The organism is Mesorhizobium sp. M0029 (assembly GCF_040323735.1).
Taxonomy (GTDB): domain Bacteria; phylum Pseudomonadota; class Alphaproteobacteria; order Rhizobiales; family Rhizobiaceae; genus Mesorhizobium.
On sequence record NZ_JAMYVF010000004.1, the window covers coordinates 419,715 to 442,382 of the forward strand.

The 22,668-nt window shown below is 63.4% G+C and carries 19 protein-coding genes and 1 pseudogene; 8 read left to right on the plus strand and 12 right to left on the minus strand.

Annotated features, from left to right (window positions below; all coding sequences use genetic code 11):
* Position 1 precedes the first annotated feature (1 nt).
* Entirely contained in the window at positions 2–1,828 is a 1,827-nt protein-coding gene (locus NKJ76_RS10135) for an alanine racemase (RefSeq protein ID WP_352537327.1), read from the plus strand.
* On the opposite strand, the gene NKJ76_RS10140 is transcribed toward NKJ76_RS10135, so the two are convergent.
* The 7 genes and pseudogenes from NKJ76_RS10140 to NKJ76_RS10170 form a co-directional block, all read right to left on the minus strand.
* On the minus strand, positions 1,829–3,205 hold the full coding sequence (locus NKJ76_RS10140) for an FGGY-family carbohydrate kinase (protein WP_352537328.1): 1,377 nt from the start codon (positions 3,203–3,205) through the stop codon (positions 1,829–1,831).
* A pseudogene (locus NKJ76_RS10145) lies at positions 3,202–3,512 on the minus strand (L-rhamnose mutarotase). Before NKJ76_RS10145 ends, NKJ76_RS10140 begins: the two are co-directional and overlap by 4 nt.
* Entirely contained in the window at positions 3,512–4,507 is a 996-nt protein-coding gene (locus NKJ76_RS10150; protein ID WP_352537329.1) for an ABC transporter permease, read from the minus strand. Before NKJ76_RS10150 ends, NKJ76_RS10145 begins: the two are co-directional and overlap by 1 nt.
* On the minus strand, positions 4,504–5,481 hold the full coding sequence (locus tag NKJ76_RS10155) for an ABC transporter permease (RefSeq protein ID WP_352537330.1): 978 nt from the start codon (positions 5,479–5,481) through the stop codon (positions 4,504–4,506). The genes NKJ76_RS10150 and NKJ76_RS10155 overlap by 4 nt, the downstream gene beginning before the upstream one ends.
* Complete coding sequence (locus tag NKJ76_RS10160) at positions 5,478–7,019, minus strand: sugar ABC transporter ATP-binding protein (protein WP_352537331.1); 1,542 nt, start codon at positions 7,017–7,019, stop codon at positions 5,478–5,480. The genes NKJ76_RS10155 and NKJ76_RS10160 overlap by 4 nt, the downstream gene beginning before the upstream one ends.
* Positions 7,020–7,104: 85 nt before the next feature.
* Positions 7,105–8,100 carry a rhamnose ABC transporter substrate-binding protein gene (gene rhaS, locus NKJ76_RS10165; RefSeq protein WP_352514537.1) on the minus strand — a complete coding sequence of 332 codons (996 nt, stop codon included), beginning with the start codon at positions 8,098–8,100 and terminating at the stop codon, positions 7,105–7,107.
* A 48-nt stretch (positions 8,101–8,148) separates the two neighbouring features.
* Complete coding sequence (locus NKJ76_RS10170; RefSeq protein ID WP_023669662.1) at positions 8,149–8,952, minus strand: DeoR/GlpR family DNA-binding transcription regulator; 804 nt, start codon at positions 8,950–8,952, stop codon at positions 8,149–8,151.
* Between the two features lie 183 nt (positions 8,953–9,135).
* Here NKJ76_RS10170 and NKJ76_RS10175 point away from each other — a divergent pair, with 183 nt between their 5' ends.
* From NKJ76_RS10175 to ggt, 3 genes are all read left to right on the plus strand, one after another.
* Positions 9,136–11,238: a bifunctional rhamnulose-1-phosphate aldolase/short-chain dehydrogenase gene (locus NKJ76_RS10175; protein WP_352537332.1), complete on the plus strand. Its 2,103-nt coding sequence runs from the start codon at positions 9,136–9,138 to the stop codon at positions 11,236–11,238.
* A gap of 287 nt (positions 11,239–11,525) precedes the next feature.
* Entirely contained in the window at positions 11,526–12,845 is a 1,320-nt protein-coding gene (rhaI, locus tag NKJ76_RS10180; RefSeq protein WP_352537333.1) for an L-rhamnose catabolism isomerase, read from the plus strand.
* 141 nt (positions 12,846–12,986) lie between these two features.
* Positions 12,987–14,726: a gamma-glutamyltransferase gene (gene ggt / locus NKJ76_RS10185; RefSeq protein ID WP_023669665.1), complete on the plus strand. Its 1,740-nt coding sequence runs from the start codon at positions 12,987–12,989 to the stop codon at positions 14,724–14,726.
* Positions 14,727–14,743: 17 nt separating this feature from the next.
* Here the strand turns inward: ggt and NKJ76_RS10190 are convergent, their stop codons facing one another.
* The 3 genes from NKJ76_RS10190 to NKJ76_RS10200 form a co-directional block, all read right to left on the minus strand.
* Entirely contained in the window at positions 14,744–15,091 is a 348-nt protein-coding gene (locus tag NKJ76_RS10190) for a hypothetical protein (protein WP_032885862.1), read from the minus strand.
* 184 nt (positions 15,092–15,275) lie between these two features.
* Positions 15,276–16,625 (minus strand): sigma-54-dependent transcriptional regulator, encoded by a 1,350-nt coding sequence (locus NKJ76_RS10195; RefSeq protein ID WP_023669667.1) that lies wholly within the window; start codon positions 16,623–16,625, stop codon positions 15,276–15,278.
* Complete coding sequence (locus NKJ76_RS10200; protein ID WP_023669668.1) at positions 16,622–18,481, minus strand: sensor histidine kinase; 1,860 nt, start codon at positions 18,479–18,481, stop codon at positions 16,622–16,624. Before NKJ76_RS10200 ends, NKJ76_RS10195 begins: the two co-directional genes overlap by 4 nt.
* Positions 18,482–18,713: 232 nt before the next feature.
* Between NKJ76_RS10200 and NKJ76_RS10205 the strand changes: the two genes are divergently transcribed.
* On the plus strand, positions 18,714–20,048 hold the full coding sequence (locus NKJ76_RS10205; protein WP_023669669.1) for a dicarboxylate/amino acid:cation symporter: 1,335 nt from the start codon (positions 18,714–18,716) through the stop codon (positions 20,046–20,048).
* Between the two features lie 135 nt (positions 20,049–20,183).
* Positions 20,184–20,765, plus strand: a complete 582-nt coding sequence (locus NKJ76_RS10210; protein WP_023669670.1) for a histidine phosphatase family protein — start codon at positions 20,184–20,186, stop codon at positions 20,763–20,765.
* Positions 20,766–20,787: 22 nt separating this feature from the next.
* Here NKJ76_RS10210 and NKJ76_RS10215 read toward each other — a convergent pair whose 3' ends face one another.
* A complete protein-coding gene (locus tag NKJ76_RS10215) occupies positions 20,788–21,540 on the minus strand; it encodes a pseudouridine synthase (RefSeq protein WP_023669671.1) in 753 nt (250 codons plus the stop codon).
* A 148-nt stretch (positions 21,541–21,688) separates the two neighbouring features.
* On the opposite strand from NKJ76_RS10215, the gene NKJ76_RS10220 reads away from it, so the two are divergent.
* Both NKJ76_RS10220 and NKJ76_RS10225 read left to right on the plus strand, forming a co-directional pair.
* Complete coding sequence (locus NKJ76_RS10220; RefSeq protein ID WP_023669672.1) at positions 21,689–21,850, plus strand: hypothetical protein; 162 nt, start codon at positions 21,689–21,691, stop codon at positions 21,848–21,850.
* A gap of 28 nt (positions 21,851–21,878) precedes the next feature.
* Positions 21,879–22,088, plus strand: a complete 210-nt coding sequence (locus tag NKJ76_RS10225) for a DUF768 domain-containing protein (RefSeq protein ID WP_023669673.1) — start codon at positions 21,879–21,881, stop codon at positions 22,086–22,088.
* 89 nt (positions 22,089–22,177) lie between these two features.
* Here the strand turns inward: NKJ76_RS10225 and NKJ76_RS10230 are convergent, their stop codons facing one another.
* Positions 22,178–22,636, minus strand: coding sequence for a hypothetical protein (locus tag NKJ76_RS10230; protein ID WP_023669674.1), 459 nt, complete (start codon positions 22,634–22,636; stop codon positions 22,178–22,180).
* Positions 22,637–22,668 lie beyond the last annotated feature (32 nt).

A 22,668-nucleotide genomic window follows, 5' to 3' on the forward strand; every position in this document is an offset into this window, starting at 1 on the left:
GATGTCGGGACCGCAAGTCGCTATCGACCTTGGCCGCATCGAGCGCAACGCCCGCACCATCGTCGAACGCTGCGCATTGTCTAATATCAAGGTATTCGGTGTCACCAAGGGCACATGCGGCATGCCGCAGGTGGCGCGGGCCATGCTGCGCGGCGGTGTTGCCGGCATCGCGGAATCGCGCTTCGAAAACATCCGCCGGCTGCGCGACAGCGGCATCAATGCGCCGGTCATGCTGCTGCGCAGCCCGCCCATGGCGCGCGTAGAGGAGGTCGTGCGCACCGTCGACATCAGCCTGCAGTCGGAACTGACCACCATCCGCGAGATATCGCGCATTGCCGAGCGCATGGGCCGCGTCCACGATATCATGCTGATGATCGATCTCGGCGATCTCCGCGAAGGCATCTGGCCAAGCGACCTGATCCCCACCGTCGAGCAGATCCTACAATTCAAGGGCGTGCGCATCGCCGGCATCGGCACCAATCTCGGCTGCTTCGGCGCCATAATGCCGACGCCGGAGAACCTTGGCCAACTCGTCGCCCATGCCTACAAGACTGAGCGCCTGTCCGGCAAAAGCCTCGACTTCATTTCCGGCGGCGCCTCGTCATCGCTGACGCTGCTGCTCGAAGGCAAGCTGCCGCCCGGCATCAACAATCTGCGCGTGGGCGAGGCGATCCTGCAAGGCGGTGTCGAAACCTTTCGCGACGTGCCGTGGCCCGAACTCGAACCCGATGCCTGCCGGCTGACCAGCGACATCATCGAGGTCAAACTCAAGCCTTCGCGGCCGATCGGCACATCCGGCTACGACGCCTTCGGCAACCAGCCGGTCTTCGCCGACGAGGGCGACCGGCTGCGCGCCATCGCCAATATAGGCCGCGAGGACGTGCTGGTCGAAGGGCTGACGCCGATCGCCAAGGGGGTGAGGGTGCTCGGCGCTTCCAGCGACCATCTGCTGCTCGATGTGCAGGATGCCGATCCGCGACCTACCGTCGGCGACCGTGTCGCCTTCCGCATGAATTATGGCGCCATGCTTCTGGCGATGACCTCGGAATATGTCGAGAAGGCGCCGATGCACGACGTCGCGGATTTCTCCGGCCGCAAGATGGTGTCGATCTCGGCCGAACCGGAAGCCGGCGGGATTATCGCCCGCGAGGGAACCGGCGCGCGGCTGGAGGCAATGAATTTCGACGTGGTCGAACTCGCCGACGTCGAGCGGCCGCCCTCGGGCCTCGTCCGTCTCGCCGCCGGCGCAGATCGCCGTATCGCCCACAAGGCGCTGACCGCAACGGCGCGCGCCACGCATTCCTTCGGCCTGATCTGGATCGATTCCCTCGCCGCCCTGATGCCCGAGGACGAGGAGGCCGAAGACATGCCTGAAGTCTCGGTGCTGGCCCGCGCGCTCGGTCTCGATCACAAGCCCGGCGCGCTGCAGCCGCAGCTGTCGCCGGAAAATGTCGTCATCGTCGGCCTGCGCCATGCCGATCCTGCCGAGGCGAGGGTGCTCAAGGATTCGCGCGTCTCGGCCTTCACCATGACCGATATCGACGCCATGGGCATGCGCGACCTCATGCATGAGGCGATCCGCATCGCGACGTCGGGCACGCAGGGCTTTCACGTCAGCTATTCGCCGACGGCGACCGAATTTGCCGGTTGGGCTGCGGGCTCGGGCGGGCTGACGGTGCGCGAGACGCATCAGGCAATGGAGGCGATCTCGCTGTCCGGCGGCCTGCTGTCGATGGATGTTTCCGGACTGACCGCCGGTCTGGAGCCGCGGATCGGCGCCGACGCCGTCAACTTCGTCATGTCGGCCTTTGGGAAGCGGATCTTGTGATCAGCCTTGCGCGTCGACTGCCGCGCGCCACGCGGTGACATAGGCCGCCCAGACTGGGTCGGTCTGCGGTTCAGTTCTCTCGCCCTTGCCGTGTGGCACGGACTGATCCGTTGCCAGCAGCGCCGCGCCGATGCTGGTGCCGGTGGCGGCCTCGGAGGCGATGACGATTCGCGCGGTCGCTGCCGCCAGCATGCCGACAAAGAGGCGGTTGCGGGCAAACGGTCCTTCCACGGTGGTCGGGCCGTCGGCGCCGATCAGCTCGAGGCAGGTCGCCGTCATCAGTGCCAGATAGAAGGAAATGGCGGCGAACCGCTCGCCTTTGCTGATGCCGTCGGCATCAAGCCATTCCGCGGCATGGTGCGGGAACGGTCCCGATCCCTGCTGCGTAGAAGGTAAAAGCAGCATTTTTCCGGTCAGAACGGCCAGCACCTCGCTGCCGCTGCAGTCCTGCGGCTTGTCCTTGGTCAGCTGGGAAAACTCGCGGCCACCCATGAACCGCGCCGAGGGGACGGGAGCGCCAAGCGCGCTGACATTGACCAGCGTGTCGCGCGCAGCATCGAGCGCAATCTCTCTGCCGCCGACCGCCATCGATACCACCCAGGTGCCGGTCGAGACGACCGAGAAGGGCGGCTCGTCGGACAGAAGATGCGGCAATAGGGAGGCGTTGGAATCGTGCAGGCCACAGAATACCGGGGTCTGCGGATCGAGCCCGGTGCGCGCGGCAAGCGCCGGCAGGATCGGGCCGAGCTGGTCCCTGGCCGGCCGCACCGGCGCCATCAGCCTGCGCCAATCCAGCCTGTCGACCATCGAGGAAAAGTCCGCCTCCCAAGGGCTCCACAGATCGGTGTGGCAGCCGAGCGAGGTCACCTCGTTGGCGGCAACGCCGGTCAGGCGCAGCGCCCAGTATTGCGGATACATCAGCATCGCGGCGGCCTTGGCGAATTCGGTGGGAAAACGCTTCTCAAGCCAGAAGAATTGCGCACCGAGATTGAGGCCGAGCGGCAGGCGCGGCGTCCCAGTCTCAATGAAGGGCGGACGGATCGCACTATACTCTGTAGCCAGCCTGTCGGGGCCGTCGAACTCATAGTCGAGGACAGGCAGCACCAGCTCGCCCGAGGCGTCGACCAGCACGCCGGTCGCACCATGCGTGGTGATCGAAATCGCGTCGATACGCTGTTCGCGGTCGAGGCTGGCAAGGCTGTTGAGGATAAACGTCCACAGCGCCTCGATATCGTGATGCGGATAGGGCGCTTGTCGCAGCGGCGCGTTCGCCATGCGGCGCAACCCCACCTCGCTCAGCGTGACGAGATCGACCAGCGCCACCTTGGCGTTGGTCTTGCCGATGTCGATGACGGCGATGTGGCGCAGCGCACTCATGCCATATGGAACATTGTTTCCAGGGGGATGGCCACCGGTTGGTTGTCCGGCCTGGTCTCCATGATGTCGGCCATGTGCGCCCACCAGCGCTGCATCACCGGGTGCTTCGGCAGGTCGGCCATGCCATGGTCGTCGCGCCGCCACAGCACGCCGAACAGGTGTCTTCATCGAGATGGATCGAATAATCGGCGACGCCGGCCTCTCTCAGCAGCGCCACCAGCGACGGCCAGATCTCATCGTGGCGCTTTTTGTACTCGGCTTTCATGCCGGGTTTGAGCTGCATCTTGAAGGCGTATTTCTCAGGCATCAGCCGTTACCACGCAGCCGCCGCCAGACGATCGGCAGCGCGATGACGACGATCAAGAGCAGGCCGATGAAGATCGACATGACGATGCCGGGCACGTTGAGCAGGCCGAGGCCGAAGGTCACCAGCCCCATGATGAAGGCGGCGAGCACGACGCCTAAAATGCTGCCGGAGCCGCCCAGAATGCTGACGCCGCCGAGCACCACCATGGTGATGACTTCGAGCTCGTAACCCTGCGCGATGGACGGTCGCGTCGAGCCGAGCCGCGAGGTGATCAGCACCGAGGCGATGCCGGCCATCAGCCCTGTCAGGCAAAACAGGATGAATTTGATGCGGCCGACGCGAACGCCGGAAAACTGTGCCGCGACCGGATTGTTGCCGATGGCAAAGACACGGCGGCCGAAGCTGGTGCGATGCAGCAGGAACCAGTAGGCGACGGCCGCGATGAGGAAGAGCACCAGTTCGAACGACACCACCCACCAGACATAGCCCTGGCCGAAGGAAGCAAAACTCTCGGGATAGCCCTTGTAGGCCTGGTCACCGAGGATGATGAAGGCAATGCCGCGAAACAGGCTCATCGTGCCGATGGTAACGACGATGGACGGCAGGCCGAGCCTCGTCACCAACAGGCCGTTGAAGGCGCCGCAACCGAGCCCGACGACGATGCCGATAGCCACCAGCACCGGCGTGTCGGCGCCGGCCTGTACCGCCATGCCCATCATGGTCGAGGCGAGCGCGATGATGGCGGCGACCGACAGGTCGATCTCGCCCGAAATGATCAGCAGCGCCATGGCGAAGGCGATCAGGCCTTTTTCGGTGAAATTGAAGGTCAGGTCCGACAGCGAATAGGCATCTAGGAAATAGGGTGAGGCGAAACTGTTGATGGCGAAGATGGCGACGGCCACGACGACCAGCAGCGCTTCCCAGGAAAAGATCGCTGAAGAGAGCGGCTTGTCGAGCCGGTCGGGAATGTGGCGCGGGGCGGGGGTGTCGGTCATGCCGCTTCCGCTTTCCTCAGGATGATCCGTCCCTGCTGGCGTTCGCCGCGCGCGTTGAGCACGACGGCCAGGATGATGGCGCTGCCCGAAATCGCCATCTGCCAGAAAGGCGAGATGTTGATGACCGGCAGTGCGTTGGAGATGATGCCGAGGAACAGCGCGCCGAGCACCGCGCCCCCGACCGAGCCGATGCCGCCGGCAATCGAAATGCCGCCGATGACGCAGGCGGCGATGATATTGAGTTCATAGCCATTGGCGACCTCGACCGAGGCGATGACATAACGAGAAATCCAGAGATAACCGGCGAGCCCGCCGATCATGCCGGAAATGCAGAAGACGATGAATTTGGTTCGGCCGACATCGATGCCGGCATAGACCGACGCCGTCGGGTTGACGCCGATGGCATAGATCGAACGGCCAAGCGCGGTTCGCGTCATCACCACGAAGAACAGCGCGATGACCAGTATGGCGATCCAGGACAGAACCGGAATGCCCAGGAAAGCTGCGCGCTGGAAGCCGATGAACTCAGGACTCATCTTGTCGGCATTGACCCATGCGCCGCCGGACAGGACGAAGGTGGCGCCGCGATAGATGGTGAGCGTGCCCAATGTCACCACGATCGAAGGGATGTTCAGCCGCCACACCAGCAGGCCGTTGATGGCGCCGAGCACCAGTCCGACGGCCAGCGCAATGACGATCAGCAGCGGGATCGGGATCGCCGGATGCGCGGCGTTCAGCATCGCCACCACCATGCCGGTGAAGCACAGGTTGGAGGCCATCGACAGGTCGATCGAGCGGGTCAGGATGACGACCATCTGTCCCAGCGCCAGGATCATCAGGATCGAGGTGTCGTTGAACACCTGGGCGAGATTGCCGGGGTCGGCAAAGGCCGGGAAGCGCGTCGAGATCAGAGCAATCAAAACGACGATCGCCGCTGCCAGCCAGATCTCGCGGTATTTCAGGAGAGCCTTCATGCCGCGATCCCCGCTGCCGTCCGGACCAGCGTTTCGGCGTCCAGCCCCTTATTATCGTAGACCGCCGCAACCAGCCCTTCGCGCATGACGACGACGCGGTCGGACATGCCCAGAATCTCCGGCAGTTCCGACGACACCATGATCACCGACAGGCCCTGCGCGACGAGCTCGGCCATGAAGCCGTGCACGGCGGCCTTGGAGCCGATGTCGATGCCCTTGGTCGGCTCATCCAGGATGATCACCTTGGGCGCCGTCGCCAGCCATTTGGCGATGACGATCTTCTGTTGGTTGCCGCCCGACAGCGTGCCGACATCCTGGCTGAGCGAGGAGGCCCTGAGGTCAAGCCGCTCGGTGTAGGAGCGGGCGAGCGCGAATTCGTCCGACAATCGCAGCAGGCCGGATTTGGAGGTGCGCTTCAGCGAAGGCAGCGAGACATTCTGGAAGATCGGCAGGCCGATCACCACGCCCTGCTTGCCGCGCTCTTCCGGCACATAGACGATGCCGGCTTCGATGGAATCCGCCGCCGATTTCGGCGTGATCACCTTGCCTCCCAGCGTGATCGTGCCGCCCGATATGCGGGTGATGCCTGAAATCGCCTGCATCACCTCTGACCGCCCGGCGCCGACCAGGCCATAGAAACCGAGGATCTCGCCCTCGTGCAGCTCGAAGCCGATATCGCTGAATTCGGTCGGGTGCGACAGGCCGGATACAGACAGCACCGGCGCGCCGATCTCGGCCTTGCGTTGCGGGAAGATGTGGTCGACCGAGCGGCCGACCATCATGCGCACGATCTGGCTCTGGCCGGCATCCTTTATAAGGCCCTCGCCAACCATCTCGCCGTCGCGGAACACGGTGTAGCGATCGGCGATCCGATAGATCTCGTCGAACTTGTGGCTGATGAACAGGATCGCCTTGCGTTCCTCCTTGAGGAATTCGATCAGCAGGAAAAGCTCCTCGATCTCCTTCATCGAAAGGGCTGCGGTCGGCTCATCCATGATGACGATCTGCGCATCGATCGACATCGCGCGAGCAACCGCTACCAGATGCTTGTTGGCGATGCCGAGGTCTTTCAGCCGCGCATCGGCGTCGATATGGCCGGCATGCATGGTGTCGAGCACTTCGCGCGCGTGTTTTCGCATGGTGCGCCAGTCGATGGTGCCTAGCCGCGTGCGCGGCGCATGGCCGAGAAAAATGTTTTCGGCGACGCTCAGATCGTCGAACAGCACGGTTTCCTGATGAATGGCGGTGACGCCGTGGCCGAAGGCGGCATGCGCGCTGGGCAGGGTGACGGCCTGGCCGTCAATGCTGATCGTGCCGGCGTCCGGCTGGTAGATGCCGGTCATGATCTTGACCAGCGTCGACTTGCCGGCGCCGTTTTCACCGATCAGCGCCGTAACCTGGCCGGGGTAAAGCGACAGGCTGACATTATGCAGCGCGCGCACGCCGGGAAAGCTTTTGGAGACGCCGGACAGCGTCAGGTGCGGGGCAGGACCCGTGGGCTCCTCCTTCGCAATGCCGTGCTGGGCTGTCGTGTCCATATCCGTATCAAGCCCTGAAACAAGGTCCGTTTAAAGTCGCGGCGGGATTTTGGGTCCCGTCGCGCTTGGTCCGAGACGTCCGAGATCAATAGATCTTGGAGAACTTTTCGATGTTGGACTTGTCGAACTGGAAGGGCGGAGCCATCGCAGCCGAGTTGCTGTCATCGAGCGTGACCTTGCCGACGCGGCCGATCGACAGCGTTGCGCCCGGCTTTGCCTCTTCCTTCTTCACCGCCAGATCATGAGCGAGGTAGACGGCGGAGTAGCCGAGGTCGATCGGATTCCAGAGGGCAACCGCATGGCTGGAGCCGTTGTCGATGAACTTCTTGAACTCCGACGGCAGCGCCAGACCCGTGACATTGACCTTGCCGATCAGATTCGCGTCGGTGACGACCTGGGCAGCGGCAACGACGCCGACGGTGGTCGGCGCGATGATCGCCTTGAGGTTCGGATAGGATTTCAGCAGGCCCTTGGCTTCGTCGGTGCTCTTGGCCGAATCGTCATCGCCGTAGACGGTGGCGACGAGTTTGATCTTGGGGAATTTTTCCGGCAGGATTTTCTTGGCCGCGTCGATCCAGGCGTTCTGGTTGGTCGCGGTCGACGAAGCCGACAGAATGGCGACTTCGCCGCCTTCCGGCAGATAGTCGGCGGCAAGCTTGATGATGGTCTCGCCGATCAGGCCGGTGTCGGACGGGTTGAGGTGCAGCTGGCGGCCTTCCTTGGCGACGCCCGAATCCCACGAGATGACGGTGATGCCGCGCTCCATCGCCTTCTTCAGCACCGGCACCAGCGCGTCGGCGTCATTGGCCGAAATCGCAATGGCGTTGACCTTCTGCGCGATCAGCGAATTGACCACTTCGATCTGCGCTTCGGCGGTCGCCTTGGTCGGGCCGGTGTAGATGATGTCGACATCGCCGAGTTCCTTGGCCGCCTCTTCGGCACCCTTGTTGGCGGCGTCGAAGAAGCCGTTGCCGAGCGACTTCACCACCAGCGCGATCTTGACGTTCTCGGCATAGGCGGCATTCACGAACATGGCGGCCGAGAACGCGGCCGTCACCATCAATTTCTTCAGAAAGCTCATCGTATTTCCTCCCTTGAGCGTTGCATTCCATCGTCGCTGCGGTTGGCCTCAGGCCTGCAGCGAGGATTCTTCCTTTGCCGACTTGCGGGCGACGATCAGCGTCACACCCGCGGCCTCCAGCATGTTGGCTTCGCGATCCTCGATGCCGTCATCGGTGATGACGGTGGCGATGCGCTTCAGCCCGCACAGGATCAGGCTCGAGCGCTGGCGGAATTTCGATGAGTCGACCAGCACCACCAGTTCGTCGGCTTGGTCGATCAGTTTCTGCTCCGCCTGGATCAGCAGCGGGTCGCCTTCCATCAGGCCAAGCGGCCCCAGCCCTTGAGCGCCCATGAACATGCGGCGCGCGTAGAAATTACGCGTCACGTCATTGTCGAAGGGCGAGAGGATGATGTTCTGCTCGCGGTAGATGGTGCCGCCCGACAGCATGACGGTGTTCTTCGAATGCTTGAGCAGGTGCTCGGCGATGGGGAACGAATTGGTGAAGATCGGCATGCGGCGTCCGGTCAGGAAATGCACCATCTGGAAGGTGGTGGTGCCGCCATTGATGATGATCGGTTCGCCGTCCTTGCACAGCTCCACCGCTTCGCGCGCAATCGCGCGCTTCTGCGAAGCGTTAAGCGTTTCGTTAACGGAAAAGGGCCGGCCGGCGAGGCCGATGAACTGCGGTGGCGAGATCGCCTCGGCGCCGCCACGCACGCGACGCAGGCGCTTTTGCACATGAAGAGCCGCGATATCGCGCCGGATCGTCGCCTCGGAGGAGTCCGTCAGGTCGACCATCTCCTGCACCGTCACCACAGGCTTTTCCTGGACGGCGGACAGAATGATCCTGTGGCGCTCTTTTTCGTGCATGGTTCCTCCCTGCATGGTCATGAGGCACTAGAAAACCACCAGTGTCAATCATTTCCGCTCATATAATTTCATTGTGCAGTGCAATATGATCGATCTTGATCGTTTATGATTGACAACCGAGATGCTTGCGTAGACATTTCCGGCAAAATGGACCGCGCCTTTTGCGTCCCAGGGAGGATAATCATGCTCGACAAGCGCTCCGGCTCGCGCCTTGCCAACCTTTGGGACGATGCGAAAGCCAAGGGGCTGAGCGAGCCTGAGCTTCTGGTCTATCGCTCCAACACGCTCGGCTCCGACAAGCGTGTCACCAATTATGGCGGCGGCAACACCTCGTCCAAGATCCGGCAGAAGGACCCGCTCTCCGGCGCCGAAGTCGAAGTGCTATGGGTCAAGGGCTCGGGCGGCGACAGCGCCTCGATCAAGCTGGACGGTTTCGCCACGCTCTACATGGACAAACTGCAGGCGCTGAAAGGCCTCTATCGTGGCGTCGCGCATGAGGACGAGATGGTGGGCTATCTTCCCCACTGCACCTTCAACCTCAACCCGCGCGCGGCCTCGATCGACACGCCGCTGCACGCCTATGTGCCGAAGCCGTTCGTCGATCACATGCATCCCGATGCCATTATCGCGATTGCCGCGGCCAAGGATTCCAAGGCGTTGACCAAGGAGATATTCGGTGGCGCCATCGGCTGGCTGCCGTGGAAGCGGCCGGGCTTCGAACTTGGCCTCTGGCTGGAGAAATTCTGCGTCGAACACCCCGAGGCCAAGGGCGTCATCCTCGAAAGCCACGGCTTGTTCACCTGGGGCGACACACCCAAGGAGTGCTATGAGACGACGATCTCGGTCATCAACCAGGCGATCGAATGGTTCGAGCGCCGCTCCGAGGGTCTCGCCATCTTTGGCGGCGAAGTCGTCAAATCGCTCGACGCCGCTGAGCGCCGCGCCATCGCGGCGAGACTGATGCCGAGGATCCGCGGCCTGATTTCGGAGAAGAGCCACAAGCTCGGCCATTTCGACGATTCCGCCGCCGTGCTCGAATTCGTCAACTCCAGGGATTTGCGCCCGCTGGCGGCGCTCGGCACTTCATGCCCGGATCATTTCCTGCGCACAAAAATTCGCCCGCTGGTTATCGAGTTCGACTCAGCGAAGCCCGACGTCGAAGCCGTTATCGCCCGACTCGCCGACGATATTGCTGAGTACCGTGTCGGCTACCAGGCCTATTACGACAGCTGCAAGCATCCGGACTCGCCCCCGATCCGTGACCCCAACGCCGTGGTCTACCTGATGCCCGGCGTCGGCATGTTCACCTTCGCCGGCGACAAGGCGACGGCGCGCATCTCGGGCGAATTCTACGTCAACGCCATCAATGTCATGCGCGGGGCCTCGACCGTTTCGTCCTATGTCGGCCTGCCGGCGCAGGAGGCCTTCGACATCGAATACTGGCTGCTCGAGGATTTGAAGCTGCAGCGCATGCCGAAGCCGAAGTCGCTCGCCGGCCAAATCGCGCTGGTCACCGGCGGCGCCGGCGGCATCGGCCGCGCCACCGCCAATCGCCTGTTGCGCGAAGGCGCCTGCGTCGTGCTGGCCGATATCGACGAGACCGCACTTGCCAACGCCAACGACGAACTGGCGAAAGCCTATGGCAAGGACTTCGTCCGGCCGGTGCTGATCAACGTCACCGCGGAGGAGCAGGTGATTTCCGGCTTCGCCCAGACAGCCGTCGAGTTCGGCGGCATTGATATTCTCGTCTCCAACGCAGGCCTCGCCTCCTCGGCGCCGATCGAGGAGACAACGCTGGCGCTGTGGAACAAGAACATGGACATATTGTCGACCGGCTATTTCCTGGTCTCGCGCGAAGCCTTCCGGCTGTTTCGCGCCCAGAAGATCGGCGGCAATGTCGTCTTCGTCGCCTCCAAGAACGGCCTTGCCGCGTCACCCAACGCCGCCGCCTATTGCACCGCCAAGGCCGCCGAAATCCATCTCGCTCGCTGCCTGGCGCTGGAAGGCGCCGAAGCCCAGATCCGGGTCAATGTCGTCAATCCGGACGCCGTGCTGCGCGGCTCGAAAATCTGGACCGGCGAGTGGAAGGAACAGCGCGCCGCCGCCTACAAGATGTCGACCGACGATCTGGAAGAACACTACCGCTCGCGCTCGATGCTGAAGCGCTCGGTGTTTCCGGAAGACATTGCCGAAGCGATTTATTTCCTGGCGTCCGACATGTCGGCCAAATCCACCGGCAACATCATCAACGTCGACGCCGGCAACGCGCAGAGCTTTACGCGCTAGGCTTTTTCTCGTCCAAGGCAGGGCAATCGCATATGACATTGTCTGAAATGTTTGCCCGGCACCTACCCCCACCCTTAATCCCTCCCCACAGGGGGGAGGGAGACCCGCTGGCGCTGACCTCTGCAAATTATCGAGGTCTGGATGCAAGGGCGGAAATAGCAAGGGCGCGCGGCAGCGTCCCCTCCCCCTTGTGGGGAGGGCTAGGGTGGGGGTCCTCCTCGTAAGAATTTTTATGCAATAGCCCTGCCGTCTACGGGGAGAAATGCCTGGCAGGCGGGGCAGCGCCGATGCAGCAAATATTGGGAGGAATAGCAGTGTCGGAATTCATCATCTCCGCTGACGTTGTCGAAAAGAGCAACGCCGCCCGCAAACCCGACCTCGAACGCGACTACGCCTCGCTCGGGGAACGCCTCGACCGTCGCGGCATCGCCATCGACGCCATCCGCGGCAAGGTCGAGAAATTCGCCGTCGCCATTCCGTCCTGGGGCGTCGGCACCGGCGGCACACGCTTTGCCCGCTTTCCCGGCGCCGGCGAGCCGCGCGACATTTTCGACAAGATCGAGGACTGCGCCGTCATCAGCCAACTGACGCAGGCGACACCGACCGTCTCGTTGCACATCCCGTGGGACAAGGCCGATCCGAACCGGCTGAAGCAGGCCGCCTCGCGCTTCGGCCTCGGCTTCGACGCCATGAATTCCAACACCTTCTCGGATGCCAGGGACCAAAAACTGTCCTACAAGTTCGGGTCGCTGTCGCATGCCGATGCCGGCACGCGCCGGCAGGCAGTCGAGCACAATCTGGAATGCATCGAGATCGGCAAGACGCTTGGTTCCAAAGCGCTGACGGTGTGGATCGGCGACGGCTCGAATTTCCCCGGCCAAGTCAATTTCGCCAAAGTCTTCGAGCGCTATCTCGACGCGATGAAGGAGATCTATGCCGGACTGCCCGCCGACTGGAAGCTGTTCACCGAACACAAAATGTACGAGCCGGCCTTCTATTCGACGGTCGTGCAGGACTGGGGCACTAACTACCTCATATCCAAGGAGCTGGGCAACAAGGCCTACTGCCTGGTCGACCTGGGCCACCATGCGCCCAACGTCAACATCGAGATGATCGTGTCGCGGCTGATCCAGTTCAAGAAGCTCGGCGGCTTCCATTTCAACGATTCGAAGTATGGCGACGACGATCTCGATGCCGGCTCGATCGATCCCTATCGGCTGTTCCTGGTCTTCAACGAACTGGTTGATGCCGAGCTTTCCGGCGCCGAGGGTTTCGATCCCGCTCACATGCTCGACCAGAGCCACAACGTCACCGACCCGATCGAAAGCCTGATGCTGTCGGCAGTCGAGGTGCAGCGCGCCTATGCGCAGGCGCTGCTGGTCGACCGCAAGGCGCTCGAGGGTTTCCAAGACGGCAATGATGCGCTGATGGCGACGCAGACGCTAAAAGCTGCCTACCGCACCGATGTCGAGCCGATCCTTGCCATGGCGCGGCTGAACACAGGCGGCGCCATCGATCCAGTCGCCGCATATCGCGCGGCGGGCTACCGGGCGAAGGTCGCGGCGGAACGGCCGGCGGTTATGGGCGGGTCAGGCGGGATTGTTTGAGATTGGCTAATCTCCACCACAGGGGGGGAGATTAGCTTGCCTCTGCCGGCAGGCGAACACCAATATGTGTTCGCTCATATTGATGATGGACTCGGGCGCTCCATGTAGCTCTTCTAGGCACACCGCACTTGGAGCACCGCCATGCCCTTGACCCGCCGGACGCTGATTGGCGTCACCCTTTCGCTCGCAATTGCGCTCGCGCCATCCGGCGCGCTCCATGCCGCCTCGCCTCAACCGGCGAAGGGCGAGCACGGCATGGTCGTCACCGCCCAGCATCTGGCGTCGGAAGCCGGCGTCGAGGTGCTGAAGAAGGGCGGCAATGCCGTCGATGCGGCGGTCGCCGTCGGCTATGCGCTCGCCGTCGTCTACCCTAATGCCGGCAATATCGGCGGTGGCGGGTTCATGACCATCCGCTTCAAGGACGGCAAATCGACCTTCCTCGATTTCCGCGAGCGCGCGCCGCTGGCGGCAACCAAGACCATGTATCTCGACAAGGACGGCAATCCGGTGAAGGGCGCCAGCCTTGATGGCTACCTCGCGGTCGGCGTACCTGGTTCCGTGGCAGGGTTCGAGATGGCTCGTGAAAAATATGGCACGCTGCCACGCCAGGATTTGATGGCGCCGGCAATTGCCTATGCCAAGGATGGCTTCATCCTCGACCAGGGCGACGCTGCTTCATTCGCGAGCAATGCCGCACGGCTGGCGAAGGACCCTGCCGCCGCCGCCATCTTCCTGAAGCCGGACGGCAAACCCTATGGCGCCGGCGAGCGTCTCCTCCAGCCCGATCTTGCAGCCTCGCTCGCCGCCATCTCCGAAAAAGGCGCCGACGCCTTCTACAAAGGCGCCATCGCCGACGCCATCGTCAAGGCGAGCGGCGCCAAGGGCGGCATTCTGGCCAACTCAGACTTCGAGCAATATAAGGTACGCGAGCTGCAACCGGTGAGCTGCACCTATCGGGGCTATGAGATCACGTCCTCGCCGCCGCCAAGCTCCGGCGGCGTCATCATCTGCGAAATCCTCAACGTGCTGGAGGGCTACCCGCTGTCTTATCTCGGCGCCCGCTCGGCCGAGACCGTGCATGTCATGGTCGAGGCGATGCGCTACGCCTATGTGGACCGCAACTCGGCGCTCGGCGATCCCGATTTCGTCGACAATCCGGTCTCGAAACTGCTCGACAAGGGTTACGCCAAGGAGATCCGCGACAAGATCGACCCGTTCCGCGCCGGCGTCTCGCAGGATTTGATGCCGAAGGGCTTCGGCGAGTCGAAGGAAACGACGCACTATTCAATCATCGACGATGACGGCAATGCGGTCGCGGTCACCTATACGCTGAACGGTTCGTTCGGCGCCGGCGTGGTCGCCGACGGCACCGGCATCCTGCTCAACAACGAGATGGATGATTTCACCCAGAAGCCTGGCGTGCCCAACCTCTACGGTCTCGTGCAGGGAGAGGCCAATGCCATCCAGCCGAAGAAGACGCCGCTGTCATCGATGAGCCCGACCATCGTCGCCAAGGACGGCAAGCCGTTCATGGTTATCGGCAGCCCCGGCGGCTCGCGCATCATCACCATCACGCTGGAAGCCATCGTCAACGTCATCGACCACGGCATGAACATCCAGGAGGCGATCGACGCATCGCGCATCCACCATCAATGGCTGCCCGACACGATCTATGTCGAACCGTTCGGCCTGTCGCCCGACACTGAAAAACTGCTGGCCGGCATGGGCTACCACCTCGATCTCGCGGATTCTACCTGGGGTCAGGCGGCCGGCATTCTTGTCGGCGGCAAGAGCCTGGCGGAAATCGAGAAGGGCGGCGGCGCCCGCTACAACGGCGCCATCGACAGCCGCGCCGCATCCGGCGAGGCGATTGGCTACTGATCAAAACAAGAGATTGATCAGAGGACGAGCGTAAGCGTCGACCCGACGAGCATCAGCGCCGCGATCACGACGAACGCCGCGTAGATGCGGGGACGGTCGAGGAGCAGCGCATTGCCCGATATCCAGGCCGCGGTTGCGCCGCCAAGCGCAAACAGGAAGCCGTTCCGGTGACCAAAGGTCATGGAAGCGGCCATCAGCCCGCCAATGATCAGCGCGCCGAAGACGATGATCACGGCAACGGCGTATTTCTCGAAGTCGTTGCCGCCGCCCATGGCCGGGCCGATCGCGTTCAAATTCGTCAGATCGTCCGGATCGAACGGGTTGGTCGATCCATATTCATCTTGACCGACAGGTTCTCGCATCATTCATTCTCCGCTGACCGGCAACAAATCATCAACATCTGCCGAGCGCAACCGGATCGCGCCGTGCCGAAGGCCGCCGATGCGGTCTTCAACACTTTCTGATGCCGACTTGCCACGGTTTTTTTGCGCCGGTTCACAAAATCTACCCTGCTTTCGGGTCCACACGCCTGAATACCTGGAAAATGAATTACCTGGAAAAATCGCTGCGCACGATGCGGTGCCGCTGCAGCTTGTCGTAGAAGGTCTTGCGCGGAATGCCGAGCGCTTCAATCGTGCGCCGGACATCGCCGTCATTGCGGCCAAGCGCCTCGCGGATGACATTGGCTTCATAGCGTTCCAGCCGTTCCGGCAGTGAGCTGGCGTCATCCGGCTCCGCCGGGGCGGAAGGTGGCGCTTGCGCCGCTTCCTCGAGTCCCAGCACGAAACGCTCGGCGAAATGCGCGAGTTCACGCACATTGCCCGGCCAGTCGTGCTGGCTCAGATGGCGGTGCACTGAGGCAGGCACGGCTGGCATTTGCCGGCGGAAGCGGCCGGCTGCACGCTCGGCGAAGTAGAAGAACAGCAGGGCGACGTCGTCGCGGCGTTCGCGCAGCGGCGGGATCGAGATCGTCACCACATTGAGCCGGTAGTAGAGATCCTCGCGGAAGGCGCCGCGCCGGCTGGCGTCGCCGAGATCGACCTTGGCGGCGGCGACGACGCGCAGGTCGACCGGCCGGATTTCATTGGTGCCGAGCGGCGTCACCTCGCGCATTTCCAGCACCCGCAGCATCTGCACCTGGGTCGAGGCCGGCATGCTTTCGATCTCGTCGAGGAACAGCGTGCCGCCGCTCGAATGCTCGATCCGGCCGATGCGCTTCTTCTGTGCGCCGGTGAAGGCGCCGGCCTCATGGCCGAACAGCTCGCTTTCGATGACCGTGTCCGGCAGCGCGCCGCAATTCAGCGCCACGAAATTGCCCCTGGCGCGGCGGCTCCAGCGATGCAGCAGGCTCGCCACCACCTCCTTGCCGGAGCCGGTCTCGCCGGTCACCAGAACGTCGACATCGGTATCGGCGATTTGCCGCAGCGTCCGGCGCAATCGCTCCATCGCCAGCGTCTGCCCGATCAGCGGCAGGCCGTCCTGCGCCTGTTCGGCGCTTTCGCGCAAGGCGCGGTTCTCCATCACCAGCCGGCGCTTTTCCGCCGCCCGTGCCACACTTTGCGCCAGCCGGTCGGCGGCGAAAGGCTTGGTGATGAAGTCGTAGGCGCCATCCTTGATCGCCTTGACCGCAACCGCGATGTCGCCATGCCCGGTGACCAGGATTACCGGAATGTCGGCATCAAGCTGCAAGACGCGGTCGAAGAGCTGCAGGCCGTCAATGCCGGGCATGCGGATGTCGGACACCACCACGCCGGGAAAATTGGCGTCGAGCCCGGCCAGCGCCTCGTTCGCCACCGCAAAGGCCGAGACGGAAAAACCAGCGAGTTCCAGCGTCTGCCGCGTGGCCCTCCGCAATTCGCTATCGTCGTCGATCAATACGACCGGTGCGGTGTCCATCATGCTGCCCTGGCGAGGTGAATGGTAAAGCGCGTGCCGGCCTGGTCGCTCGCCACCTCGATGCGTCCGCCATAGTCGGCGACGATGTCCTGCGAGATGACGAGGCCGAGCCCGAGGCCTTTTTCCTTCGAGGTGTTGAACGGCGTGAACAATGACTTGAGGATGGCAGGCGAAATGCCCGGCCCATTGTCGGCGACGGCAAGCGCCACGCCGTCGGCCGTCTCCTGGGCCGACACCTGCACCCTGGCGCCGTCGCGCCCGTCCAGCGCTTCCAGCGCATTCTGGAACAGGTTGATCAGCACCTGTTCGAGCCGCAGCCGGTTGCCCATCACCTTGAGCGTTACCGGCGGAAGCGTGATATCGAGTGCGTCCAGCCGACCGGCAAAGCGGCTTCTGAGCAGCACCACGGCGCCCTCGATGACGCCGCGCAATTCGACCGGTTCGGCTGCCGTGCGCCCCTTGCGGGCAAAGACCTTCAACTCTTCGGTGATGCCGCCGATGCGCTCGGTCAGCGCGGCAATCGCGCCAAGGTTCTCCTCGGCCGAGGCGGTCTGCTTGCGCTCCAGGAACACACGCGCATTGTCGGCATAGGCGCGGATCGTCGCCACCGGCTGGTTGATCTCATGCGCGACCCCGGCGGCAACCTGGCCGAGGGTAGCAAGACGGTTGGCCTGCACCAATTCCTGCTGCATGACCTGCAGCTTGGCTTCGGTGCTGCGGTGATCGGTGATCTCGGCCTGCAGCCGGTCGCGCGCCAGGCTGAGGTCATGCGTACGCTCGACGACGCGGCGCTCAAGCTCGATGCGCGCTGCCTGTTCGGCAGCGATGCGCATCTGCGCCGACTGACGGCGCCACAGGAGATAGCCGGCCAGCGCCAGCAACGGCACCACGACGCCCAGCGCCAGCAGCCGCATCTCACGCACCGCAGCCGCGATCGGCGCTTCGACCGGCACGAGATAATCGAGCCGCCATGGCGTCGATTGGACCAGTGTCGAAAGCCTGAGATATTCGGCATCGCTGCCGCCCGGTGTTATCGCATGCACCATCGACACGTCAGGGCTCAATGCCTCGGGGCGTGTGATCGGCAAGGGGATCAGCGGCGCGTTGCCGAATTGCTGGCTGCTCCGGATGGCGGCAGCCACCGGGCCGGTCAGCGGCGCGGTGGTCATGAAGCGCCAGGACGGCACGCTGGTGATCAGCACGACGCCGTGGTCGTCGCTGACATAGGCCGGCCGGTTGGCCTCATGCCAGTCGGCTTCAAGCTGGTCGAATTCCATCTTAACGACGACGACGCCGAGCGGTGCCGCCGCATTGCCGACGCGACGCGAAATATAGAGGCCCGGGCGCTTGCTGATGTTGCCCAGCGCAAAATATTCGGCCGTTCTCGATTGCATGGCGCCGGAGAAATAGGCGCGGAAACCATAGTCGTTGCCGACGAAGCTGGTTGTTTCGCGCCAGTTGCTGGAGGCGATCGCAAACCCGTCGACGCCGGTGACGTAAAGCACCGAAGCCTTGGTGCCGGAGACCAGCCCTTCGAGCTTGCGGTTGAGCACGTCGATCGTGACAGCGCCCTTGTTCTGCAGGGCGTCATGCACCTGCTGGTCCTCGGACAAGAGCAGCGGCAGCGCCCGCGGGCTTTCCAGCACGGCGCGCAGCAACGCAACCTTCAGATTGGCATCGGTGCGGCCTTGCGCCGCCAGTGCCGCGACCTCGGCGCGGCGCGAGTAGAGGCCGGCGCCGGTGAGCGCCGTGGCAACGATCACCAGCGCGATCGCCGCAAACAGCAGCCAGGCGCGACGCGCGCGTTTGCCGAGTTGCTCGGGCGTCGGCGACAGGACCGCGGCAGGGCGTTGCAGCATTCCCTATTTGTGCATGATTTCGCACAAAGCACAATTCAGTCATGCGGATGTCCGCACTTGCGGTTGCGGCGCACCAGCTCGGTCGACAAAGATCTCCAACAAAATCAATGGATACGGTAATGCCGCTCAGTCTGGCACGGCAGTTGCAGTGACCAGTACAGCAGTCGCGAGGCTGCGGAAACAACTTGCCCCGGGAGGTCGAGCTTTCGATCGGGGCGCCATGGAGGACGTCATGCAGCCAGCATTCGCTGCCGCCGAACCGCGCGGCAAGCTACCCTTTTACCGTCATCTCTACGTGCAGGTCCTGACGGCGATCGCCGCCGGCATCCTGCTCGGTCATTTCTATCCCGAACTCGGTGCTTCGCTGAAGCCGCTCGGCGATGCCTTCATCAAGCTGGTCAAGATGGTGATCGCGCCGGTCATCTTCCTGACGGTGACCACAGGCATTGCCGGCGTCTCCGACCTGAAAAAGGTTGGCCGCGTCGCCGGCAAGGCGATGATCTATTTCCTGGTCTTTTCGACCCTGGCGCTGGTCGTCGGCATGGTCGTCTCCAACGTCGTCCAACCGGGCGCCGGCATGCACATCAATGCGGCGACGCTCGACCCCTCGAAGGTCGCCACCTTCACCGAGAAGGCGCATGACACGACCATCGTCGGCTTCCTGCTCAACATCATCCCCGACACCATCACCGGCGCCTTCGCGCAAGGCGACATCCTGCAGGTGCTGTTCTTCTCGGTGCTGTTCGGCATCTCTCTCGCTCTGGTCGGCGAGCGCGGCCGCCCGGTCGTCGATTTCCTGCAGGCGCTGACCTCGCCTATCTTCCGCCTGGTCGCCATCCTGATGAAGGCCGCCCCCATCGGCGCCTTCGGCGCCATGGCCTTCACCGTCGGCAAATACGGCATCGGCGCGATTGCCAACCTCGCCTTTCTGATCGGCACCTTCTACCTGACGTCGCTGCTCTTCGTGCTGGTCGTGCTCGGCGCTGTCGCTTGGTACAACGGCTTCTCGATCCTCGCCTTGATCCGCTACATCAAGGAAGAGCTGCTGCTGGTGCTCGGCACCTCGTCCTCGGAAGCCGCTCTTCCCGGCCTGATGGCCAAGATGGAGCGCGCCGGCTGCAACCGCTCGGTGGTCGGCCTGGTCATCCCGACCGGCTATTCCTTCAACCTCGACGGCACCAACATCTACATGACGCTGGCGGCGCTGTTCATCGCCCAGGCGACCGATACGCCGCTCACCTATGGCGACCAGATTCTGCTGCTGCTGGTTGCCATGCTGAGCTCCAAGGGTGCCGCCGGCATCACCGGCGCCGGCTTTATCACGCTGGCCGCCACGCTCTCTGTCGTGCCTACGGTACCCGTTGCCGGCATGGCGCTGATCCTAGGGGTCGACCGCTTCATGTCGGAATGCCGGGCGCTGACCAACTTCGTCGGCAATGCAGTGGCGACGATCGTTGTGGCGCGCTGGGAAGGCGAACTCGACCAGACCAAGTTCGCCGCCGCCATGGCCGGCACATTGTCCGAGGAAGCCGACCTGGCGCTGTCGGGCGATCTGCAGCCCGCTTGACCGCTCCGGGCACTGACGTTTGAGCACAAGGCCGCAGCCGATTCGGTTGCGGCCTTTCCTTTTCCGCCTGCACGTGGCTGGCGCTGGCCGGGCCCTCCCGGGTAGGGTGCGGACGTAAAACCGAAAGGCCGGCGCATGAGCAATCCGTACCCCGAAATCTACCTCGTCCGTCACGGCGAGACGGAGTGGAGCGCTTCGGGAAAACACACCGGCCGCACCGACATACCGTTGACGGCAAAGGGCGAGGCGGCAGCTCGCGGCGTGGCAGACCGGCTCAAGGATCTGTCCTTCCAGGCGGTGTGGTCGAGCCCGTCGCAGCGCGCCTTCAGCACCTGCACGCTTGCCGGCTTCGGCGCTGCTGCCGTCAAGAAGGACGACCTGCAGGAATGGGACTATGGCGCCTATGAGGGCGTTAAGACCAAGGAGATTGTTGTGCAGCGCCCCGGCTGGCAATTGTTCCGTGACGGCTGTCCCGACGGCGAGTCGGTAGCGGATGTTGGCGCCAGGGCCGACAGGATCATCGCCGGGCTGCGGGCAATCGAGGGCAATGTGCTGGTGTTTTCAAGCTCGCATTTCCTGCGCGTGCTGGCCGCGCGCTGGCTCGGTCTGCCACCCGAAGGCGGTGCGCACTTCGTACTTGATACCGCGAGCCTCAGCATCCTCGGCTATGAGCACGATCTGAGCGAGCCGGTGATACGCAGGTGGAACCAGAAGTAGGGTTTCGCGGCAAGCCTGCCTCTTAACGCGCGAGCACCGCCAATTCCTCCGATGTCAGATGCCGCGCCTTGCCCTTGGCGAGTTCGCCGAGCTGCAAACCGCCGATCGCCACCCGAACCAGCCTCAGCACCTCGATATCGAATGCCCCGAGCAGGCGGCGGATCTGGCGGTTGCGGCCCTCGTCGAGCACGATTTCCAGCCAGGCAGTGCGGCCGCCGCTGCGCAGCAGTTCGATCGAACTTGCGGTCAGCAGTTCGCCGTCGACGATCGCTCCGTCGCGAAAGCGCGCCAGCATCGCTTCGTCGGGCGCGGTGCCGATCTGGACATGATAGGTCTTGGCGACATGCGAGGCCGGATCGAGCAGGCGGTTGGCCCAGCGCGTGTCGTTGGTCATCAGCAACAGGCCTTCGCTGGCCTTGTCGAGGCGGCCGACCGGCGACACGAAAGGCAACTCCAGTTCCACCAGGCAGTCATAGACGGTGCCACGATCCTGCGGGTCATCGCGCGTGGTGACCTGTCCGCGCGGCTTATTGATCATCAGGTAGACTTTTGCCTCGCCGACGATCTGCTCGCCGTCGACAGCGATGCGGTCGCGGCCGAGATCGACACGCAGCGACGGATCGCGCACCACCTTGCCGCCAACCCGCACGCGCCCTTCGGCTATCAGCAGCTCGGCCTGCTTGCGCGAACACAGGCCGAGTTTGGAAAGCGCCCGGTTCAGGCTAACGCCTGCCTTGGCGGCCTGGTGTCGGGCGATGTCTGGTGGCCGTGCCATGTCCTGCTTGCCATCCCAATGATCGGCATCGACAAATGCCACGCCCCGCATTGGCTTCGCAACCTGCCGCGGCATCAACATCACGGGTCGCGGGAGCGGGGCTGTTCTCAAATACGATGTGTCAGGGGGTCGGGCTCAACAGCCCGCCATGGAACGCTGCCCCGCGACGGACGTTGTTGCCGACGAGCGATTTGTCGCGAAAGGCACCGCCATGAAGAAAATCTACCAAAAGCCGACGCTCGTGAAGCGAGGCAGGCTCACCAGCCTGACGGCTCAGATCGTCGCTTCTGGGGTCATTCTGGGGGAATGATCCCCCAGATAAGGGAAGGGATAAATCGATGAGCGAGCGCGGCGTTGATTTCCTGCAGGGCTGGATCCACGAGCACCTGCCGGGCGAACTGCCTGCCGACAAGGCAACGGCTCGAACCCTAACCACGCGAGCTGCCCTGGATGCTCGGCATTTAGGCCTTGAGGTCAGCGAGATCGAAGAGGATCTCGGTCCGCTGGAACGGGTGATTTTCGAGGCGCTGGATCAGCCCGATATCTGAGCCCCCGATATGAGCCCATTGCAGGCGATATTGGCCCATCGCCATCCTGGCGGGGGCTTTTCCGTGATGGCATCCGTGGGTGCGCAGCCCTAGGCAGCCCGCGCAGCTGACGCTCCCCGTGCCGGCGGCAATTCGAACACAGTGGCGCCGTTCTCTCGGCCGCGTTCGACATAACCGATGACACGGAACCATTTGCCGACGTCGGCCCGCTGCAGCCAGCTGCGCGAGTGGATGGGAAGGTTGCCGGCCAGCGCCTGAATGTGGCGGATGTGGCGCCTGCAGAAGCGGACCGTCGCGGCGCTGAAGAAACCCTCCTGCGCGGCAAACAGCGTGTCGGCGGCGTCGCTGTTCTCGTGCCAGGCGACGATCGCCACCGTCTTGTCGCCCTCGACCAGCGCGTGCGCTCGGCCTTCCTTCAAATTCATCATCAGATTGTCGTAGGCGACCTTGCTGTCCTTGCCGGCGGCCACATACTCGTCCGACATCCGCGTGGACAGATCACGGAAGACACTTTCGAGATCGCCGATCGTAGCTGCGCGTGCTCGCATTTCTCCTCCTGCAGCCCCGGCAGGCAGTTTGC

What these genes read in the sequence shown, in the direction of transcription:
- NKJ76_RS10140 (WP_352537328.1), bottom strand. Translation starts at nt 3,205, where the DNA reads ATGAGTGCGCTGCGCCACATCGCCGTCATCGACATCGGCAAGACCAAC.
- NKJ76_RS10230 (WP_023669674.1), bottom strand. Translation starts at nt 22,636, where the DNA reads ATGCGAGCACGCGCAGCTACGATCGGCGATCTCGAAAGTGTCTTCCGT.
- NKJ76_RS10195 (WP_023669667.1), bottom strand. Translation starts at nt 16,625, where the DNA reads ATGATGGACACCGCACCGGTCGTATTGATCGACGACGATAGCGAATTG.
- rhaS (WP_352514537.1), bottom strand. Translation starts at nt 8,100, where the DNA reads ATGAGCTTTCTGAAGAAATTGATGGTGACGGCCGCGTTCTCGGCCGCC.
- NKJ76_RS10150 (WP_352537329.1), bottom strand. Translation starts at nt 4,507, where the DNA reads ATGACCGACACCCCCGCCCCGCGCCACATTCCCGACCGGCTCGACAAG.
- NKJ76_RS10205 (WP_023669669.1), top strand. Translation starts at nt 18,714, where the DNA reads ATGCAGCCAGCATTCGCTGCCGCCGAACCGCGCGGCAAGCTACCCTTT.
- NKJ76_RS10225 (WP_023669673.1), top strand. Translation starts at nt 21,879, where the DNA reads ATGAGCGAGCGCGGCGTTGATTTCCTGCAGGGCTGGATCCACGAGCAC.
- NKJ76_RS10155 (WP_352537330.1), bottom strand. Translation starts at nt 5,481, where the DNA reads ATGAAGGCTCTCCTGAAATACCGCGAGATCTGGCTGGCAGCGGCGATC.
- rhaI (WP_352537333.1), top strand. Translation starts at nt 11,526, where the DNA reads ATGCAGCAAATATTGGGAGGAATAGCAGTGTCGGAATTCATCATCTCC.
- NKJ76_RS10160 (WP_352537331.1), bottom strand. Translation starts at nt 7,019, where the DNA reads ATGGACACGACAGCCCAGCACGGCATTGCGAAGGAGGAGCCCACGGGT.
- NKJ76_RS10170 (WP_023669662.1), bottom strand. Translation starts at nt 8,952, where the DNA reads ATGCACGAAAAAGAGCGCCACAGGATCATTCTGTCCGCCGTCCAGGAA.
- NKJ76_RS10175 (WP_352537332.1), top strand. Translation starts at nt 9,136, where the DNA reads ATGCTCGACAAGCGCTCCGGCTCGCGCCTTGCCAACCTTTGGGACGAT.
- NKJ76_RS10215 (WP_023669671.1), bottom strand. Translation starts at nt 21,540, where the DNA reads ATGGCACGGCCACCAGACATCGCCCGACACCAGGCCGCCAAGGCAGGC.
- NKJ76_RS10210 (WP_023669670.1), top strand. Translation starts at nt 20,184, where the DNA reads ATGAGCAATCCGTACCCCGAAATCTACCTCGTCCGTCACGGCGAGACG.
- NKJ76_RS10220 (WP_023669672.1), top strand. Translation starts at nt 21,689, where the DNA reads ATGGAACGCTGCCCCGCGACGGACGTTGTTGCCGACGAGCGATTTGTC.
- ggt (WP_023669665.1), top strand. Translation starts at nt 12,987, where the DNA reads ATGCCCTTGACCCGCCGGACGCTGATTGGCGTCACCCTTTCGCTCGCA.
- NKJ76_RS10135 (WP_352537327.1), top strand. Translation starts at nt 2, where the DNA reads ATGTCGGGACCGCAAGTCGCTATCGACCTTGGCCGCATCGAGCGCAAC.
- NKJ76_RS10190 (WP_032885862.1), bottom strand. Translation starts at nt 15,091, where the DNA reads ATGATGCGAGAACCTGTCGGTCAAGATGAATATGGATCGACCAACCCG.
- NKJ76_RS10200 (WP_023669668.1), bottom strand. Translation starts at nt 18,481, where the DNA reads ATGCTGCAACGCCCTGCCGCGGTCCTGTCGCCGACGCCCGAGCAACTC.